This is a genomic window from Geoalkalibacter ferrihydriticus DSM 17813, from assembly GCF_000820505.1.
GTDB classification, from domain to species: Bacteria; Desulfobacterota; Desulfuromonadia; order Desulfuromonadales; family Geoalkalibacteraceae; genus Geoalkalibacter; species Geoalkalibacter ferrihydriticus.
This window is the reverse complement of record NZ_JWJD01000003.1, coordinates 222,625-239,854: the sequence shown is the minus strand read 5'-3', so window position 1 is coordinate 239,854 and position 17,230 is coordinate 222,625. Positions and strand designations below refer to the sequence as shown.

Annotated in this window: 16 protein-coding genes, 1 tRNA gene and 1 pseudogene; 9 read left to right on the top strand and 9 right to left on the bottom strand. The window is 56.0% G+C overall.

Translation table 11 applies throughout. The annotated features are described in order from the left end of the window. Positions 1-7 precede the first annotated feature (7 nt). The 4 genes from GFER_RS10030 (at position 8) to GFER_RS19520 (ending at position 2,661) form a co-directional block, all read left to right on the top strand. A complete protein-coding gene (locus GFER_RS10030) occupies positions 8-1,375 on the top strand; it encodes an anthranilate synthase component I family protein (protein WP_040099113.1) in 1,368 nt (455 codons plus the stop codon). Beyond that, positions 1,372-2,205 carry an aminotransferase class IV gene (locus tag GFER_RS10025; RefSeq protein WP_040099111.1) on the top strand — a complete coding sequence of 278 codons (834 nt, stop codon included), beginning with the start codon at positions 1,372-1,374 and terminating at the stop codon, positions 2,203-2,205. The genes GFER_RS10030 and GFER_RS10025 overlap by 4 nt, the downstream gene beginning before the upstream one ends. A 48-nt stretch (positions 2,206-2,253) precedes the next feature. Continuing rightward, positions 2,254-2,340, top strand: a tRNA-Leu gene (locus GFER_RS10020). A 192-nt stretch (positions 2,341-2,532) separates the two neighbouring features. Then, a complete protein-coding gene (locus tag GFER_RS19520) occupies positions 2,533-2,661 on the top strand; it encodes a hypothetical protein (protein ID WP_268746202.1) in 129 nt (42 codons plus the stop codon). Between the two features lie 421 nt (positions 2,662-3,082). Here the strand turns inward: GFER_RS19520 and GFER_RS10015 are convergent, their stop codons facing one another. Genes GFER_RS10015 through GFER_RS10000 form a run of 4 tightly spaced genes read right to left on the bottom strand, consistent with a single transcriptional unit; the run spans position 3,083 to position 9,910 of the window. Continuing rightward, positions 3,083-4,579, bottom strand: coding sequence for a type I restriction-modification system subunit M (locus tag GFER_RS10015; protein ID WP_040099108.1), 1,497 nt, complete (start codon positions 4,577-4,579; stop codon positions 3,083-3,085). Between the two features lie 5 nt (positions 4,580-4,584). Beyond that, entirely contained in the window at positions 4,585-5,550 is a 966-nt protein-coding gene (gene rhuM / locus GFER_RS10010; RefSeq protein WP_040099106.1) for a virulence protein RhuM/Fic/DOC family protein, read from the bottom strand. Then, a complete protein-coding gene (locus GFER_RS10005) occupies positions 5,547-7,022 on the bottom strand; it encodes a restriction endonuclease subunit S (RefSeq protein WP_074669520.1) in 1,476 nt (491 codons plus the stop codon). The genes rhuM and GFER_RS10005 overlap by 4 nt, the downstream gene beginning before the upstream one ends. Then, entirely contained in the window at positions 7,019-9,910 is a 2,892-nt protein-coding gene (locus GFER_RS10000; RefSeq protein WP_040099104.1) for a type I restriction endonuclease subunit R, read from the bottom strand. The genes GFER_RS10005 and GFER_RS10000 overlap by 4 nt, the downstream gene beginning before the upstream one ends. A gap of 105 nt (positions 9,911-10,015) precedes the next feature. On the opposite strand from GFER_RS10000, the gene GFER_RS09995 reads away from it, so the two are divergent. Then, positions 10,016-10,351: a GGDEF domain-containing protein gene (locus GFER_RS09995; protein ID WP_040099102.1), complete on the top strand. Its 336-nt coding sequence runs from the start codon at positions 10,016-10,018 to the stop codon at positions 10,349-10,351. Positions 10,352-10,470: 119 nt separating this feature from the next. On the opposite strand, the gene gloA is transcribed toward GFER_RS09995, so the two are convergent. After that, on the bottom strand, positions 10,471-10,875 hold the full coding sequence (gene gloA / locus GFER_RS09990; RefSeq protein WP_040099099.1) for a lactoylglutathione lyase: 405 nt from the start codon (positions 10,873-10,875) through the stop codon (positions 10,471-10,473). A gap of 230 nt (positions 10,876-11,105) precedes the next feature. Here gloA and GFER_RS09985 point away from each other — a divergent pair, with 230 nt between their 5' ends. Then, positions 11,106-12,005 carry an NAD(P)H-binding protein gene (locus GFER_RS09985; protein ID WP_040099097.1) on the top strand — a complete coding sequence of 300 codons (900 nt, stop codon included), beginning with the start codon at positions 11,106-11,108 and terminating at the stop codon, positions 12,003-12,005. A gap of 139 nt (positions 12,006-12,144) precedes the next feature. On the opposite strand, the gene GFER_RS09980 is transcribed toward GFER_RS09985, so the two are convergent. The 4 genes and pseudogenes from GFER_RS09980 to GFER_RS18675 all read right to left on the bottom strand — a co-directional run. Next, positions 12,145-12,657, bottom strand: a complete 513-nt coding sequence (locus tag GFER_RS09980; protein WP_040099094.1) for an O-acetyl-ADP-ribose deacetylase — start codon at positions 12,655-12,657, stop codon at positions 12,145-12,147. A gap of 78 nt (positions 12,658-12,735) precedes the next feature. Further along, complete coding sequence (locus GFER_RS09975) at positions 12,736-13,182, bottom strand: macro domain-containing protein (RefSeq protein WP_040099092.1); 447 nt, start codon at positions 13,180-13,182, stop codon at positions 12,736-12,738. Positions 13,183-13,193: 11 nt separating this feature from the next. Next, entirely contained in the window at positions 13,194-13,733 is a 540-nt protein-coding gene (gene hemG / locus GFER_RS09970) for a menaquinone-dependent protoporphyrinogen IX dehydrogenase (RefSeq protein WP_040099090.1), read from the bottom strand. 93 nt (positions 13,734-13,826) lie between these two features. Beyond that, positions 13,827-13,991, bottom strand: a pseudogene (locus GFER_RS18675) (IS5/IS1182 family transposase); the annotation flags it as partial. Positions 13,992-14,466: 475 nt separating this feature from the next. Between GFER_RS18675 and GFER_RS17740 the strand changes: the two are divergent. The 3 genes from GFER_RS17740 (at position 14,467) to GFER_RS09955 (ending at position 17,219) form a co-directional block, all read left to right on the top strand. After that, positions 14,467-15,480, top strand: coding sequence for a SprT family zinc-dependent metalloprotease (locus GFER_RS17740; RefSeq protein WP_052446270.1), 1,014 nt, complete (start codon positions 14,467-14,469; stop codon positions 15,478-15,480). A gap of 487 nt (positions 15,481-15,967) precedes the next feature. Beyond that, positions 15,968-16,381, top strand: coding sequence for a hypothetical protein (locus GFER_RS09960; protein WP_139172067.1), 414 nt, complete (start codon positions 15,968-15,970; stop codon positions 16,379-16,381). 184 nt (positions 16,382-16,565) lie between these two features. Beyond that, positions 16,566-17,219: a DUF3793 family protein gene (locus tag GFER_RS09955; protein ID WP_040099084.1), complete on the top strand. Its 654-nt coding sequence runs from the start codon at positions 16,566-16,568 to the stop codon at positions 17,217-17,219. Positions 17,220-17,230: the final 11 nt, after the last annotated feature.

Sequence of the window (17,230 nt, the reverse complement as noted above, 5' to 3'; positions counted from 1 at the left end):
GCCGCACATGACGCCTATTACCCTGACCTTGCCCCTCGATCATTTCGATCCCCTGCACCTCTACCTGCAGCTCTGTCCGCAGGGTCCGGGATTCCTGGAAAGTCTCAACCCCACGCCCCGTACCGGCCGCTTCAGCATTCTGCCGTTGCGCGTGCGCGATATTTTCCGTCTTGATGAACAGGGCCTGGCCCAATTTGAAAACGCCCAAACGCGCTTTTTGCCTGGCGATCCCTTCGTGGCGCTGGAGAAGGTTCTGGCCGCGCGGCGCTTGCCCCAGAGCTGTGAAAAGACTCCTTTTCCCGGCGGCTTCTTCGGCTACCTCGGCTATGACCTGGCGCGCTGGATCGAGGATCTGCCGCACCTGGCACGCCGCGACTTGCCCGTGCCGGCCCTGTGGCTGGCTTGGGTCGATGTCACCGCGGTTTACGATCATGCCGCGCACAGCCTGACTCTGGCCGCGCTGGATCAGGCCTGCGATCTCGAACAACTCGCCCGCCGCATCAAGATTGCCTGCGACCAGCCCCTGGTCGATCCGCGGCCCCTGGCGACGTCGCCCCTCGCACCGGTCCTCAGCCGCGAGGAGTTTATCGACCGGGTGCGCCGCGCCCAGGACTATATTGCCGCAGGCGACATCTACCAGGCCAACCTCTCGTGCCGTTTCGACGGACACACCGCTGCGCCCGGCACCGACCTCTATGCCCATCTGCGCAGAGTCAATCCCTCGCCCTTCGCCTGCTACCTGCGCACCCCGGAGGTCGAAATCATCTCCTCGTCCCCCGAGCGCCTGGTTTCGCTGCACGGACGTCTGGCTGAAACACGACCGATTGCAGGAACCCGTCCGCGCGGCTATACTCCTCCAGAGGATGTGCTGCTCGGAAACGAATTGCTCGGCCACCCCAAGGAGCGCGCCGAGCATGTGATGCTTCTTGATCTCGAACGCAACGACCTCGGCAAGGTGTGCACTGCCGGCAGCGTGGAGGTGGATGAGTTCATGGTGCTCGAGCGCTACTCGCATGTCACCCACATTGTCTCCAACGTGCGCGGTCTGGTACGCGAGGATTGTGGGCCCTTCGAACTACTGCGCGCCATGTTTCCCGGGGGAACGATTACCGGCGTCCCCAAAAAGCGCTGTATGGAGATCATCGAGGAACTCGAACCTGTGGGGCGCGGCACTTACACTGGCAGCGCCGGCTACATCAGCGCCGGCGGCGAGATGGACTGGAACATTCTGATTCGCACCTTTCAACGCTGCGGCAAGCGCTTGACCTATCAGACGGGAGCCGGTATTGTCGCCGATTCGAATCCCGAACACGAATGGGCTGAATGCCTGGCCAAAGGCGCAGCTTTGCGCAAAGCCCTGGAGGGGCAGTCATGATTGTCAATATTGATGGTGGATTTCTTGAGCCGGGTGAAGCACGTCTACCAGTTGACGACGGCGGTTTTCAGTTCGGCGAGACCCTTTTTGAAACCCTCAAGGCCTGCGATCGCAAGATTCTGCGGGTCAGCGAGCATCTCGATCGCCTGGAGATGTCCGCCCGCCTGCTTGATTTTCCCTGCGACCGCAAACGCATTGAAAGTGCCCTGGAGCGCACCATTCCGCGCCTCACCGCACCGGTTTCCCGCATCCGCCTGACCCTGACCCGCGGCAGCTTCGACAGCCTCGAGTATCCGCCATCCAAATCGGCGCGCTTCGTCATCATTGCGTTCCCCACCGAGGAACCCACCACCCAGGAGCGCCAGACCGGCGTGGCCTGCGTTTTTGCCCCCAACCGCCGGGTCAACCCGCTCTCCCATCTGCCGCAAATGAAACGCGGCAATTACGCCGACTGCCTGTTCGCCGCAAATCACGCGCGGCTCAAAGGGGTACGCGAAGCCTTGTTCGTAACCGAGCAGGGTGAGGTCATCGAGGGCGCCACATCCAATCTCTTCATTGTGCGCCAGGGAGCCTTGATCACCCCCCCCGCCGGCGAACTGGTCCTCGCCGGCATCATGCGCCGCCAAGTCCTTGAAGCCGCCGCCCGCCTCGGGCTCGATAGCCGCGAAGCGGCCATCTCCCGCGAGGAGCTGATGCAGGCTGAGGAGGTCTTTTTGACCAACTCTCTCATCGATATCCTGCCCGTCACCCGCATCGAAAACCAACCCGTCGGCGGCGGCCGAATGTGGAACAGCCTACTTTCTGCCATTGCGACAAAAACTCCTGCTTGACCCGTGCCCCGGTTATCTTTATAATCCGTTCCCTCTGCTACCTAAAACGGGGGCGTGGTGAAATTGGTAGACGCACTGGACTCAAAATCCAGCGGACGCAAGTCCATGTCGGTTCGACTCCGACCGCCCCCACCACTTAATATTCCGACAACATCCAATATAAACAAAAAGCCCTGAGAAATCGGGGCTTTTTGTTTAACCACACTCCATACTCGTCCCACCCTGATCCACCATCAAAAAAATAGAAAAACCTCGTTGGCCCAGATAAACCGGGAAGATAGAATGCTTGTGCGACCAAGAATCTATCACCAACGAGGTGAAGCAATCATGGCTCAAGGCATTCTTCCATTCCAGTACCAAGAGCACAGCGTGACTTCAGGCATGACGGCCCTGGCGGGACTTCCAACCTACCTTGATCTTGTCCAGGCGGCCGGAGTTCGCCAAGCCAGGGATTAAGTGCGCGCAAAATCCACCGAATAATCCACTGGAGCACGCGCAGAAGGGTCTCTGAGATCATTTCAGATTGCGTTTGACTCGAACTCTTATCTTTTTCTCATGATTTTTGAGGTTCAAGGCCGCTGCCATCCGCGGTGGCGGTGGATTTGGGATTTATAGGTGCTCTTGACGTACCTTTATTTAGGTGCTACTAAATGGTCAAGAGGAGGTGTGGTCATGGCCATCAAGTTTTCAGAAGATATCGTCCCGTTGGCAGATATAAAGGTAAATCCTGGAAAGTTTATCCGTCGGACTAGGGAGTCCCATCGGCCCATTCTATTGACCAGTTGTTGTTTACCTGTTGCCATCCCTGGTTTTTAATTACCAAACCGAAGCAAGGCCCCCCTTCGCAACGCATGCCCGGGGGCATTCGAACCCCTGCTCAAGATTCCAGCTCGGACTCACCCAAATCCTCGGCAATGAGTCGAAACTGTTCCAGCGCCGCCTCTAGATCCGCGACAATCTCGGCGGCAAGCAGGCTCGGCTCCGGCAAGTTATCCGAATCCTCCAGCGAATCATCCTTCAACCAGAAGAGATCCAGGCTCGCCTTGTCGCGGGCAATCAAGTCGGCATAGTCGTAACAACGCCAGCGCCCGCTGGGGCTGTCCTCGCTCCAGGTGGTGGCGCGCTGGCGGAGATTGCCGGCATGGTAAAGGGTAACGAACTCATCCAGATCACTGCGCCCTAGCGCATTGGTTTTGAGGGTGAAGTGCATGTTGGTGCGCAGATCGTAAATCCACAGCTTCTTTGTCCAGGGTGTTTCGCTAGCCGGTTTACGGTCGAAGAAGAGCACGTTCGCCTTGACCCCCTGGGCGTAGAACAGGCCGGTGGGCAGACGCAGCAGGGTGTGGACGTTGCATTCGTGCAGCAGTTTGCGGCGGATGGTTTCCCCTGCGCCCCCCTCAAACAGCACATTGTCCGGCACCACCACGGCGGCGCGACCGTTCTGCTTGAGCAGGGTTTTGACATGCTGGATGAAATTGAGCTGCTTGTTCGAGGTGGTTGCCCAGAAATCGTCGCGCTCGATGATCTCCTTTTCCTTGGCCACCCTGCCGTCCTCGGCGACGATGGTGGTGCTGCTTTTCTTGCCAAAGGGTGGATTGGTCAGGATGATATCGTAGCGATCACCCGGATCAGCAGCTAGAGAATCTCCCACCGTCAGCGGCAGACGACTGCCGTTGCCGCCGATGCCATGCAGCATCAGATTCATGGCGCACAACCGCGCCGTGCTCTGCACCAGTTCGCAGCCCTGAAAGGTGCCCTCTTTAAGCTGCTTGAGCTCGTCCTTTGTCATGTGGGGATGATGCTGGACGATATAATCCTGGGCAGCCAACAGAAAACCACCGGTGCCGCAAGCCGGATCGCAGATGGTTTCGCCGGGTTTGGGAGCAACGGCATCAACCATGGCCTGAATCAGTGGACGCGGCGTGAAATACTGCCCGGCACCGGATTTGGTATCCTGGGCGTTCTTTTCCAGCAACCCTTCATAGGCATCGCCCTTGACGTCGGCGCTCATCACCGACCAGTTTTCTTTGTCGATGAGATCAACGATCAGGCGGCGCAGCTTGGCCGGGTCCTGAAACTTGTTCTGCGACTTGGTGAAGATCAGCCCGAGCAGCCCCTTTTCGTTGCCGAGGTTTTCCAGGGTGTGGCGGTAGTGGTCGAACAACTCGTCGCCGTCTTTTTTGATCAGGTTCGGCCAGGCCCATTCGGCAGGCACGGAACTCGGCTGGTTGTAGGGCGGCTTGGTGCGCTCGTCGGCCATTTTTAGAAACAGCAGGTAAGTGAGCTGTTCGACGTAGTCGCCGTAGCTCATGCCATCGTCGCGCAGGACGTTACAGAAGTTCCAGAGTTTGCTGACAATAGCTGCGGGGGTCATAAAATTTAATCGTTGCTCCGGTTGATGAGATTGACGATGACTTTAACGATGGTCTCTTTTTCTTCAGGTCGGCTTTCGGCGATGAGTAGCGTCAGTGCCACCAGGGCATTGTCAGCCAGGCGCTTGGAGCCGTCGGGGCGATAGAGAATACCGTTGCCGGCGAGAAAATAGATGAAGATGGCGGCGGCGATACGCTTGTTGCCGTCGCTGAAGGCGTGATTCTTGACCACGAAATAAAGCAGATTGGCGGCCTTTTCCTCGACACTGGGATAAAGTTCCTTGCCGTCGAAGGTCTGGTAGATGGTACCAAGGGCGCTCTTGAACCCTTGATCCTTCTCGATGCCGAACAGCCCGTCGAACTCTCCCTTCATGGCATGGACGATGCCGATCGCTTGTTCATAGTCGATGACGTGCAGCGTCTCGCGGGTCGTCTCCTCGATGGCTAACGTCCCGTGGTCGTAGCGATCCAGGGTGGCCAAGGCGTAGGCGTAATCGGTGATTACCTGAAGAACCTCTTTACCGAGGTTATCAACCATTTCCTTATTGGAAAGTGTTCGTGAGAGCAAGTCGATGGCGCGCTGCATTTCACGAAGCTTGGAGCCTTCTTCACTCAGGCGCTGTTCATTGAGGGTATAACCTTTGACCAGGTGCTCACGCAGGAGGCGCGTTGCCCATTGGCGAAACTGGGTACCACGTTGCGATTTAACCCGGTAACCGACGGAGATGATGACATCAAGGTTATAGAACGCAACGGGTTTGTCTGAATTTGCAATGTGCATATTTTGCACATTACTTTGTTTGTCCAATTCACCCTCACGGAAGACATTATTAATGTGCTTTGTTACAACCGAACGCTCCCGCCCAAAAAGCTCAGACATCTGCGACTGGCTCAGCCACACTGTCTCCTTCTCTAGCTGGACCTCCAGGCGGGTCTTTCCGTCTTCCGCTTGATAGATGACGACGTCGCTCATGCCGTTTCCACCTCGCAGCAATCCGGTGTTATGAGTTGGCCGGAGAAGGCTTGATTGAGGATGGATTGACGCAGGCGCTCGGCGCGGCGCAGGTTGGCGTCGACCTGGGCTTCGGCCTCGGCAACGATGGAGAGGCGGCGTTCGACTTCGGCGACAATTTGGTGTTGTTCGGCGAGGGGGGGGAGAGGAATTGGGAGTGTTTTCAGCGCACCTTGCGCAATCGTGTTCTGGCCAGCGCTTGAAACTTTTTTGTGTTCTATGAACTTGCGATATCGTTCAGCATCGGAATAATTTCTGAGCCAACCCGCAATTATAGGAAACACGCATCTCACTCGAATGAAATGATCACAATAAAGGACATCTTCTGAAAGTTGTTCAGCTAATACTAATCTTCCAACCAAATCCGGACTGCCGTTGACCCGCAAAATCAGGAGGTCGTTCTTCTCCAACTTGTACTTGAGAATTTCATCTACCTCGCAATTAATGCGGCGTACATTATTAAAGCTGATTTTCCCCTCTGAAATGTCTGCTAGCCGCAGAACTATTCGAGGAAATCCTGCTGCCTGTGCACGCTTTCCGTACCCGTTCATAAGTTCGGTGGTGATTTGATCCACACTCGCCCAAACCCATCCCTCCGACAACTCCGGCAAACCACTGGTATCCGGCGCAACCGGCTCTTTGTATTTCCCCCGCCCCTGCCACTTCTCACGCCGTTCGGCCAGGATGCGTTGCAGCAGTTCGGCACCGGTTTCGATGGGTTGCGTAGGGGCGAGGCATGCCTCGCCCTGATCATTGCCCATGGACCGGGCGACGCATGCGTCGCCCCTACGACGCCATTCTTCGGTCAATTTGCCTTCGACAGCAGCTTTGAGGACGGCGGCTTTATAGCGTTTGAGGTTGGCCTTGACGCGCTTGAGATTGGCGACGGCTTCGTCGAGACGGGAGAATTGCTTTTCGATTTCCGCGACTATCCCTTTTTGTTGCTCCAAAGGAGCAAAAGGAAATGGCGCCCTCTGAAATTTACCCTTATTTACTATAGAGAGTGTAGTCGCAGAAGAAACCCCTTGGAGCCATTTTTTTAAAGTTTGAGTATAGTAAAATCCATATTCAGGCATGACGCATTCATTGAAAATAATTGCGTTAATTTGCTGATTGAAAGCAAGTGGCACTTTTGCAAGACCTGTTTTTCCAAGGCCACCAATGCAAGAGACAAGTACTGCGCCTGCGGGAAGAACCCTCGCAATGGCAGCCCCCTTTTCAGACAAACCATTAGGAGTTACCCGAATTCCACGATCCACAAGTTCTGGAGGCTTTACATAAGGAACGTCATTCCCATAATTATCCTTGTCGGATGTCGGTGGTGTATTGCCTGTAATGACTTGTCCAACATCAGATATTGTGACCCATTCCCAGCTATCAGGCACTTTCCAACGTGCCAGAGTTGTTGGGAGTTCTTTTTGTTTAAGACTCACGCCGCCAACACCTCATTCAACTCATCAAGAATCTTACTCAAATCATCCCCAAACAACTGCCACACCTTCCCTATCCCACCCGCCTGCGCAAAGGGCGCAAAGTCAAAATCATCCGTTTCGATCTGCAAATTGGCGGCAATGTGGTCGCGGATCATCTCCAGCCACTTGCGCTGTTCAGCGGTAAAACTCTTGCCACTCGCCTGCTGATTCTCAACCCAGGCCCGAAAATTAACCTGTACTTTCTCGGGGAACGGCACCAGTTCATTATCCTGCTGCATGGCAAAACGCACCAGCGACACCAGATCGGTCAAAATATGATTACCGGCAGCTCCGCGCACCTTGCTTGCCTGCAACTTTTGATAAGCGGCCCACAATTCATCCGGCACGCGCTTTTCCCAGCCTTGCGGATGGGTTTGGTAAATCCGCAATTGCTCCACCTGGGCGACCAGCTTTTCCGCCAATTCACGCACATCTTCAAAGCGCAGCCGCTGTTTGTAGGGTTTGCTGTAAAGCACCTGCAAGGCGGTGATTTCGTCTTTGTTATCGGCGATGAACTGCTCGAAGGAAGCTATCACGCTTTGGGCTTTTTCCTCGGTAAAACCGGCAAAGATAACCGAATCAGGGCTGACAGTGTCAATGATTTGCTCGTTTTTCTTCTTGATCGCCAGCAGCAGCTCCCGCAGGTTCGGATCGCATAAAGGCTTGGCCGCTTCGCTGATGAGTTGCGTTGCTGCATGACGGACCTGCTTTTCATCCGGCTCCTGTTGGCCGAAGATTTCCTGGGCGGCGGCAAGATGTCGATCCGGATCAAGGGCGGCGACCAGATCGCCGGTCAGGAATTTTAAGGCTCTCCCGCCATTCAACTCCTGAACCTGTTGTTGTTCTGCGGGAGTGAGTTTCTTTTCCAGCCGGGCCAGGCGTGCGGCGACGGATGATATCACATCGACTTCGGCATTGCCGAAGGCAACCGCCTGGAGCAGCTTTTCAAAGCTGATGTTCTTTTTGCGCTCCATGGGGCGCGAATCGGTCTGATCCTGTTCGCAGACACCCACGGCATCGACAATGACGAAATGATCCTTGGTGACGGCATCGGGAGTGACAGCTTGCAGGTCGTTGTCGTTGATAATGCGCACTCCACGTCCCTTCATCTGTTCAAAATAGGCGCGGGATTTGACGCTGCGCATGAAAAACACCACTTCGACCGCTTTGATGTCGGTGCCGGTGGCGATCATGTCGACGGTGACGACAATGCGGGGGTTGTAGCTGTTGCGAAAGGACGCAATCAGATCTTCCGGCTTGGCTCCGGTGGTGCGGTAGGTGATCTTCTGGGCAAAATCGTTCCCCTTGCCGAATTCCTCGCGGACAATTTTAACGATGTCTTCGGCGTGGGAATCATCCTTGGCGAAGATCAGGGTTTTGGGCACCTCGCTGCGGCCGGGGAAGACTTCGGTAAAGAGCTTATCGCGGTAGGTCTGGATGACCTTGCGGATCTGGTCGATGGCGACCACGTCCCGGTCGAGCTGGTTGGGATCGTACTGGAAATCGTCGTCGAGTTGTTCCCAGCGCACGGCGCGTGTCTCCCGGTCGCGCTTATCGACATAGTAGCCTGCTTCGACCTGACCACCCTGTTCGGTGATGGCGGTTTTGATCCGATAGACATCGTAATTGACGTTGACCCCGTCGGCCACGGCCTGCTCATGGCCGTATTCCATCACCAGATTCTGCTGAAAGAAGCCAAAGGTCTGCTTGCTCGGCGTGGCGGTGAGGCCGATGAGGGAGGCGTCAAAATATTCCAGGACCTGCCGCCACAGGTTGTAGATAGAGCGATGGCACTCATCGGTGATGATGAGGTCGAAGGTTTCGATGGGAACCGCCGGGTTGTACTCGATGGGATCGGGTTCACGGAATAATCCGTTGCCGCCGTTGATATTTTCTTCTTCCAGATCCTCGGGCAAATCGCGCCCCTTGAGGATGGAGTAGAGCCGTTGAATGGTGCAGATGCAGACGCGGGCGGTGGTGTCGATGGTGCTGGAGGTCAAACGCTGGACGATGTATTCCTCGCTGAACTTGAAGTTGTTGTAAGGCGAGACGTACTGCTGAAACTCTTTGAGGGTCTGACGACCGAGATTACCGCGATCGACCAGAAACAACACTCGCTTGGCTCCGGCGAATTTGATCAGGCGGTAAATGAAACTGATGGCGGTAAAGGTTTTTCCGCTGCCGGTGGCCATCTGGATGAGCGCCCGTGGGCGGTTGGCTCTCAAAGATTCTTCGAGGTTGGTAATTGCTTTGATCTGCGCCGGCCACAGCCCCGCGGTAACAAGTTCGGGCATCTGTTGCAGGCGGGCGAGAAAGGTCGGAGGTCGCCAGATCGGGTGGACGGAATCCGCCGCGATAGGCGTGTCCGTAGGGGCGCACTGATGTGCGCCCACGTTGATCGACGGCGTGGGCGCATGCAATGCGCCCCTACCCCCTTCCAACCAGTCTGCAAGGGTGTCGGGCCGGTGAAAGGCAAACACACCGCGTGAGCGGGGATCAGGATCAAGACCGTTGGTGAAACGAGTTTCCACGCCGGTGGACTGGTAGGAAAAAGGCAGCGGATTGTGCCAGCAGGGCAAGCCGGAAGGCAGCCCCTTGGTGTATTTGTCGGCCTGGGTTTCGACGCCGGTTAAGGTTGTTCCGGTCTTTTTTGCTTCAATAACCCCGGCCGCCTTGCCGTCGACATACAACAGATAATCGGCAAAGCCATGACCGGGCAACGGGAATTCACGGATCGCAACCCCTTGCCCCGCATGGATATGCACGGCGCCGGCATCCTGCACCAGCCAACCGGCCTGGGTCAGCAGGGCATCAATCTGTTGTCGTGCTTCTTGTTCGGATGGCGACACATGCCACTCCTTAAAGGGCGAGAATGTACGCAGGCTGGATGATTAATCGACCAAAGGCTGACCTTAACAAATCTCAACCCTCCTGCCTATCAGGAAAACCCTGGCGTGCGCCGCACCGACGTGGCAGCACGCCTGGGCGGGGATGAGTTCGGAATTCTCATGCCGGACACAGTCGCAGAACAGGCACGCGTATCTCTGGAGCGCATCGCTGCAACTCTCGCCGCCGAGGTCTGCGACCGCTGGGCCGTGGGGGTCACCATCGGCGCGGTTACTTTCACCGAACCGCCAGAGGACGTGGATTTCGCCGTGCGCGAAGCCGACGCACTGATGTACCGTGGCAAGGCTCAAGGGCGCGGGAGCATAGTGCTGGCCACCTGGCCGGAATCAGGTGTCGATATCAAAGAACCGCCGGGACAACCACCTGAAGCGTCAACCACATAAGACTACGTGTTACAGAGGTTGCAGAAGATCCCGGCGCAGCCTTGAGGGCGAACTCAAAACCTCTCGCCTCCTCGGTACTGACGGCTCGCCAATCATGCCGGGTTGGTAACAGCCGCTTTTCAGTCGACCTGGATCAGCTCGATCTTATAACCGTCCGGGTCTTCAATAAATGCGATATGGGTGGAGCCGTGCTTCATCGGCCCAGGCTCGCGAACCACCTTTCCTCCGGCCGCCTTCAGCTCATCACACAACGTATAAATATCCCTGGCGCCGATGGCGATATGGCCAAAGCCGTCGCCGATCACATAAGGCTCCTTCCGGTCCCAGTTATAGGTTAATTCGATCACCGACTGAGACGCCTCATCGCCGTAACCGACAAAGGCCAGAGTAAATTCACCACCGGGATAATCGTCTTTTCGCAACAGCTTCATCCCCAGAATCCGAGTGTAAAAATCAAGGCTGCGCTCAAGGTCGAAGACCCTCAGCATTGTGTGCAGAACGCGGAACTCACCTTTTTTAGACATGTTGGACTCCTTTTAAAGTGCAAGGTTTATATTGGCGTTTGGGCGCCTCCTCGATTGACAGGCCGTCCGGATTACGGCGATGATGGAGAACATCATACACAAGCGGGACAGAGAAGCTTGTGCAGATTGCCAAAATCTTTCCAGCGCCACCAGCCTGTCACCATAAACACTCTGCCGACATGGTTTTTTCAGGGTAAAGTTAACACATAAATTTAAAGGAATGACAGAACATGGAAAAGTCCCAGGGTTCAGTCCTGATTACCGGAGCCACCGGCTTCATCGGCAAACGTTTGACACAACGACTGCTTGATGACGGCTTTTCGGTGCGCTGCATGGTTCGACGCACGACGACCGCGATGCCGGAGGGTGCCGAGATTGTTCAGGGCGACATGCTTAAGCCCGAAACTTTGGAACAAGCCTTGGACGGCATAGATACAGCTTATTACCTGGTGCATTCCATGTCGGGCGGCCGAACCGGCTTTGAGCGGCGTGATCGTGACGCAGCTGATAATTTTGTAACGGCAGCTAACAGGGCTCATCTGCGGCGCGTGATCTATCTGGGAGGACTGGGAGAAACGGGGGATGACCTTTCCGAGCATCTTAAAAGTCGTCTCGAAGTTGCTGAAATACTCAAAAAAGGCGCATTCAGCACCACCTTTCTCAGGGCGGCCGTCATTATTGGTGACGGCGGAGCATCCTTTGAAATGGTCCGGTCACTGGTGACCAGGCTGCCGCTCATGATAACCCCACGCTGGGTGAGCACCCGCTGCCAACCAATAGCGGTCGACGATGTCATCAGCTACCTGGCTGGTTGCCTCGCGGATGAACGTACGGCCGGTCGAACTTTCGATATCGGCGGACCGGAGGTCCTTACGTACAAAGAGATGATGGAGCGATTCGCCGACATCGAAGGAAAGAAACTCTACATTTTGCCGGTGCCGGTGCTTACTCCCAAGCTCTCTTCTTACTGGGTCGGTTTAATAACCCCGGTGCCGCCTTCGGTTTCCATGCCATTGATAGAAGGCCTGAAAAACGAGGTGATATGCCGAGACAACTCGATACTTGACATAATTCCCCTGCACCTCAAGCCTTACGATGAAGCCGTTCGTAGCGCAATAAAGGGGCGCTGACCAGAGAGGCCTCAACGACGGCCTGATTTCGCCGCCGCCAGGCTTGTCTGTCACCGCAGTTCCCCTCCTTGCGGATTGTCGGAATTGCTCAAAACAGACCACGCACCCTCACGAAATACGCTCCGGTGCGAAGATAACATCAGGCGTTATCAGATGCTGCCAGCAGCTTCCGATAAGTCTGCAGATCAGCCTCGGAAAAGCAGCAGAAGAGAACTTCCTGCACACTTGAGGGTTCAGACAAAAAACTCTGCACCGTCTTCACGGCGATTTGTGCAGCCCGCTCGGCCGGGAAACGATAAACGCCGGTACTGATGCAGGGAAAGGCAATGGACTTGACCTGGTATTCTTTCGCCAGTTCCAGGCTGCGTCGGTAACAGGCTGCCAAGGCTTCGGGTTCGCCCTTGTCACCACCATGCCAAACCGGTCCAACGGTGTGGATGATGTATCGCGCGGGCAACTGATATCCTTTGGTGATTTTAGCGTCCCCCGTCTCGCAACCTCCAAGTGTCCGGCATTCTTCCAGCAGGTCCGGCCCGGCGGCGCGATGTATTGCACCATCCACCCCGCCACCACCCAAAAGCGATGAGTTCGCGGCGTTGACGATGGCATCAACCTTCAGCGTGGTAATGTCTTCCTGAATGGCGCGAATCATAAAGCCTCCTTTCATTTCGGGCTGGATGTCACCCCAGTTTCAGCCTGTCTTTTCTTTACTCTATCAGAGGCCGGCGATTCAACATCCCGACACCCTGGTTACGATGCTGATGACGTAAAAACGTTCGTCAAAATACTCCTGAAGCACCGGCCTTACAGCATGCCAGTCGAGACCGCCGCCTCCGCAACCGGGGCGGGGGACAACGATCTTTGTCCAGCCCTGTTGGTCGGCGAGATCACGCAACTGCTGCGCCGATTGTCTGATCAGTCGCAGATCGGGAAGTGACCAGGCGGTCTCTTCAACGGGGAAACTTACCAGCCCCTTGCCGAGATCATGCACCCGCGCTCCCTGCTCCTGCAGCAAACGCCCGAGATGCTCGGCAAGATCTGGAAAATACTCCAGAGCCTGGCGGGCGCAGCCGCGTCCGATAACGGCGCGACCACGTCGGTCGACCCCGCAATTGGTGGTGACGACGATGATTGCCTGATCCAGAAAATCCCAGATGTTGCCGGTTATTTCATGCATCCTTAATATTTTCAGTCGCCAAGTCGAAGTATTTGTTGTGCATAGGCCCGCACATCCTCCCAGTCGGTGTAATCAATGACCGTGCTTTTGTCGGTAGGGCCCTTGGTAATTTTCATGATCAGCTGAATAATCAATACGTCGTACCAGGCCCAGGAGGGGTAATCAACCTTGCCGGCAATGACCCTTAAATTCGATGGTTTCCACGCAGAAAGCTGAAGAAATTTCTGCATGTAGCGGTTACCTTCGACCGTCGCCTTCAGTGGATTTCTGGCAACCACGGAAACATTGAAAAAGCTATTGGGTCGCGCTTCCAGTGCGGCTTGATGGGTCCGAATGAAGTCAAACACTGATTTGTGGTAAGTACCGTACAAAACCGGGGCTCCGAGAACCACGGCGCCGTACCGATCCCACTCTACTCCTTCATGAGTGGCTTCAACGAGGTCCATCATGTCGCAGTCACCGCCTGCCGCCAGAATGCTCTCCATGAGGGTCCGGGCTATGCGGGCCGTGTGACCCCCGCGGCTCATGTACAGAATCAGAATCCTTTTCATACCAACTCATTCCCTTCCTGTTTCTTCGGTTTTCCTTGCCTTTTGTTCCCCGATGCGAGGCGTTGCAGCATGCCTGGACGCTCTTTTTGCGCTCTACGCCTCGGAAGCCGTGCGATTTCGCAGGCGCACCAGGTTGTAGGCCGATATGGCCAAGGTGAAATACCAGTCAAGGTTGGCCGCGACCCGCTGGCGGCTCTTGCGCAAATTGCCGATGGTCTTGACCCAACCGAACACCTCCTCGACGCGCTTACGGATGCGCGGCATCAAGCCATGTGGCCAGATTCTGCAGTACAATGAAACGCAAAGACATGACATTGCGCAAAAAAGGCTGAATGACAAAATTTGTCCTTGACGTGAGAGGCCCTAGCTTGGTAAAAAAAGCTCATCTACGATCGCCGAGAGGCGGTCATTCCCCCGCCCACACCCCCTCCGTGAGCGGGGATTTTTTTTGCCCGCATCCCCCCTGATCTTTGTGCTCAGGCGACTTCCCACCGCAAGCCATCAGTCTGACATATAAGGGCCTGCCGCGACCACCCCTTTCCGCCGACAGAGACACCACGGATGAAAGCCCTGAGAAGGAAAATCACCGATCCAGGAAAGGGACCGCGCTCTTTCGCAAGATAGACTTTCCGGGGTTTTGAAGGTAGATTGTCCTGCCGGAGGGTTCCATCTGCAGGATGGCCCCGCACATGAATTCCGGCTGTTCCCCAAGGATTTGAGGCAAAGCTTTTTTATGCCTGACGGAAAGATTCAGCGCCGCATGCATTATACCCTGACCGCCACCGATGGCGGTTACCTGTTGGAGTTTGCCCAGAAGCCACATCTTGACCTTCGCGAGCTTGGGCTCTTTTGCGGAACCTCCCTGGAACCAGGAGATACCCTGGTTTTTACCCATCCAGAAGAGGCACAGGGCGAAATACTTAAAGGCCGAGTCGCACCCAGATTCGTTTTCGCCGGCATTTATGCCGATCTGGAAGGCACCTTCGCCTGCTTCAATCCCATTGAAGAGAGTCCGGACCCGGGCGCACCAGCGCCGGATTCCCTGTCCTACCTCGGCTTTGAACTGCGCGCCGACGCCAGTCTCAGCTATGCCGCCCCGGGACAAGAGCCCCGCAGCATCGTAGCGCACAAGTTGTCCATCCCCCGGGAAACGCCTGTCACCCCTGCGCCGCCGGTGGCGTCCGCCGAGAGGGATCAGCAGGTGCAAAAGGTTCGTCAGGCCATGACGCTGATCCGCGACGCGGCAGAAGCCGCCCTGGAAAAAGCCCGCAACCACTACGGAATCAGCGAACCGGCTCAGGTGGAGATCGATTTTTCCTTGCGCGGGAAAATGGCGGGCCAGGCGGGTTGGCGCCTGCACAAGGTGGGAAGAAAGAAGCGGGCAGGAGACTTCCGCCTGCGCGTCAACCTTGAGGCTTATCTGCTCAATCCCCAGGAAATGCTCACCGACACCGTGCCCCACGAGGTGGCCCACCTGATCGTCGCGGCACGCTTCGGCCCAGGACCAAAACCCCACGGACCCGAATGGCAGGAGGTGATGCGCGCGTGCTTCGGGCTGACTCCGCAGCGCACCCACTGCCTGCCTCTGACCGCGGCCCGCCTGGTGGAACGGCGCTTTATCTACACCTGCAAATGCCGCGAGCATCGCCTGACCAGCATCCGTCACCAGCGAATCCGCCGGGGAAAAAGTACCTACCGCTGCAAAACCTGCGGCGAAACGCTGCGCTTCCAAGACCAGCTTCTGTAACAACCCTCCTTAAAATCCTAAGGATCCAGCAGCAACGCCCCATTGCGCCGCGGCCTGCGGTGCATGCGCAACAGCTTTCAAACAATCCGAATCAACAAAATGCACAAAAGGTCGTTGCTCTCGCTCTTATCCCCGTTATGATTTTCCTATGACTGAAAAAATGGTCCCGGACGCGTTTTGGGAAAAAACCTGGGCCGCATTATTTGATTTGTAACTTCAGTTGCAACGTCCGACAGTGCCGCCGCACCCTGCGGTGCATGCGCAACAGTTACTTTATTTCAAGGAGGATGCATTTGCTATGAGTTTTGGAAATTGGATCAGACGGCGGTTGGAGGGATGTGAACCCGCGTGGCGCGAAGCGCTTCCGGCGGGAAAGGATGCGGCTCGGGCGTTTTGGTCTTTTCTGCGGAAGGATATATTTTTCTTCGGATTCTGCGGCCTGATTATCGGCTTGCTTCACTGGCTATGGCCAGTTGTTTTCTTAGGGGTGCATCCTGAATCAGCACTGGCGAGCCAGATCTTTTCCGGCCTGATCGCTCCGGAGATTCTCGGCGTCTTTCTCTTTGCCGCTCTGATCTTCATCGGCCTGTCTTCCCTGCTGCCGCGCGATTTTCTCGTCAGTGCCTGCGACCAAACCGTGCTGCGCGTTCGTCAATTCGCCAGCGTTATGACGGCGTTTCTGGCCGGATACGTTCTGGTGGCCCTTATCCAGGGGATACTGCTGGGTCTGCCTGTCGCTCGACTGATTGCATCCTCGGTCCTCTACATTCTCATCATCCCTCTGTTCTGTATTGTCCTGACCGCCCCTGCCTACTTTCGCGGAAGGCTGTGCGGGTTCATTGGCGGGATGCTGATCCTTCTCGGCCTGCTCGGCATTCTGCTGAGTGCCCTCCGGGCATGAGATCTACCGAAAGAAACACCGCCCTTCTGAATGACTATGATAAATTTTGATTGACACCAGTTTTCAATTTCACTAGATTGACATAGTTGAATATGACTTTCAGAGAACAGTTCCGCCTTCCAGTTGAAAACAAAAATCAATTTTACCTGGCTGTTTTTTACGCCCTCCAGCAAGGGAGTGCCTCATGCAGCAACAGAGATCCACCCGGCAACGCCGTCCTTCCTGGCACGAAATGTCCGATCTCTTCATCGATGAGAAGCAATGCATCGCGTCGTTTCTCGCCCTTGAAACCGCCGAGATTCTCGAAGGGGCAAAGCCGGCAAACCTCATCAACATGCCCAACCGCTCTCGCCATTGCGGTCGTAACCTCTATACGCTATGGAAAAGTCACGGCGCCTGCCTGCTCAGACAAAGCGGCCTTGAGTTCCGCGAGATCATGGAGCGCGGTCAGTCCGTGCTGCTCTTCATCTACCATCGCAGGGCCCTGGAGCAAACCCTTGCACGCCCCAACGTCAGAGCCTTCCTTGCCAAGGCCGGGCATACCCATACCGCCGATGTGGAACACACTCTGGACGAAATGCAAAGGCGTATTCAGAGCGCGCCCTTTCCCCATGAAATCGGGGCGCTGCTCGGCTATCCGCTCAAGGACGTTGCCGGTTTCATGGGCTGGGCGGAACTGCCCACCAGCAGCGGGCGAACCCCCTGGAAAATTTTCGGGGCCCCGGAAAAAAGCCTGCGCCTGGCGGAAGAGTTTCTCAACTGTCGCTGCCGCATGGCCCAGCGCCTGACCAGCTGCGCCGATCCCATTGAATGCTTGAAGCTCGCCCGGGCCGCATGAGCGTATTCATC

Coding starts and splice junctions, on each gene's coding strand:
- GFER_RS19520 (WP_268746202.1), top strand. CDS start 2,533: ATGGCTCAAGGCATTCTTCCATTCCAGTACCAAGAGCACAGCGTGACT.
- hemG (WP_040099090.1), bottom strand. CDS start 13,733: ATGAAAAGGATTCTGATTCTGTACATGAGCCGCGGGGGTCACACGGCC.
- GFER_RS09955 (WP_040099084.1), top strand. CDS start 16,566: ATGCAGCAACAGAGATCCACCCGGCAACGCCGTCCTTCCTGGCACGAA.
- rhuM (WP_040099106.1), bottom strand. CDS start 5,550: ATGAGCGACGTCGTCATCTATCAAGCGGAAGACGGAAAGACCCGCCTG.
- GFER_RS10030 (WP_040099113.1), top strand. CDS start 8: ATGACGCCTATTACCCTGACCTTGCCCCTCGATCATTTCGATCCCCTG.
- GFER_RS09980 (WP_040099094.1), bottom strand. CDS start 12,657: ATGATTCGCGCCATTCAGGAAGACATTACCACGCTGAAGGTTGATGCC.
- GFER_RS10025 (WP_040099111.1), top strand. CDS start 1,372: ATGATTGTCAATATTGATGGTGGATTTCTTGAGCCGGGTGAAGCACGT.
- GFER_RS09985 (WP_040099097.1), top strand. CDS start 11,106: ATGGAAAAGTCCCAGGGTTCAGTCCTGATTACCGGAGCCACCGGCTTC.
- GFER_RS10015 (WP_040099108.1), bottom strand. CDS start 4,579: ATGACCCCCGCAGCTATTGTCAGCAAACTCTGGAACTTCTGTAACGTC.
- GFER_RS17740 (WP_052446270.1), top strand. CDS start 14,467: ATGCCTGACGGAAAGATTCAGCGCCGCATGCATTATACCCTGACCGCC.
- GFER_RS09975 (WP_040099092.1), bottom strand. CDS start 13,182: ATGCATGAAATAACCGGCAACATCTGGGATTTTCTGGATCAGGCAATC.
- gloA (WP_040099099.1), bottom strand. CDS start 10,875: ATGTCTAAAAAAGGTGAGTTCCGCGTTCTGCACACAATGCTGAGGGTC.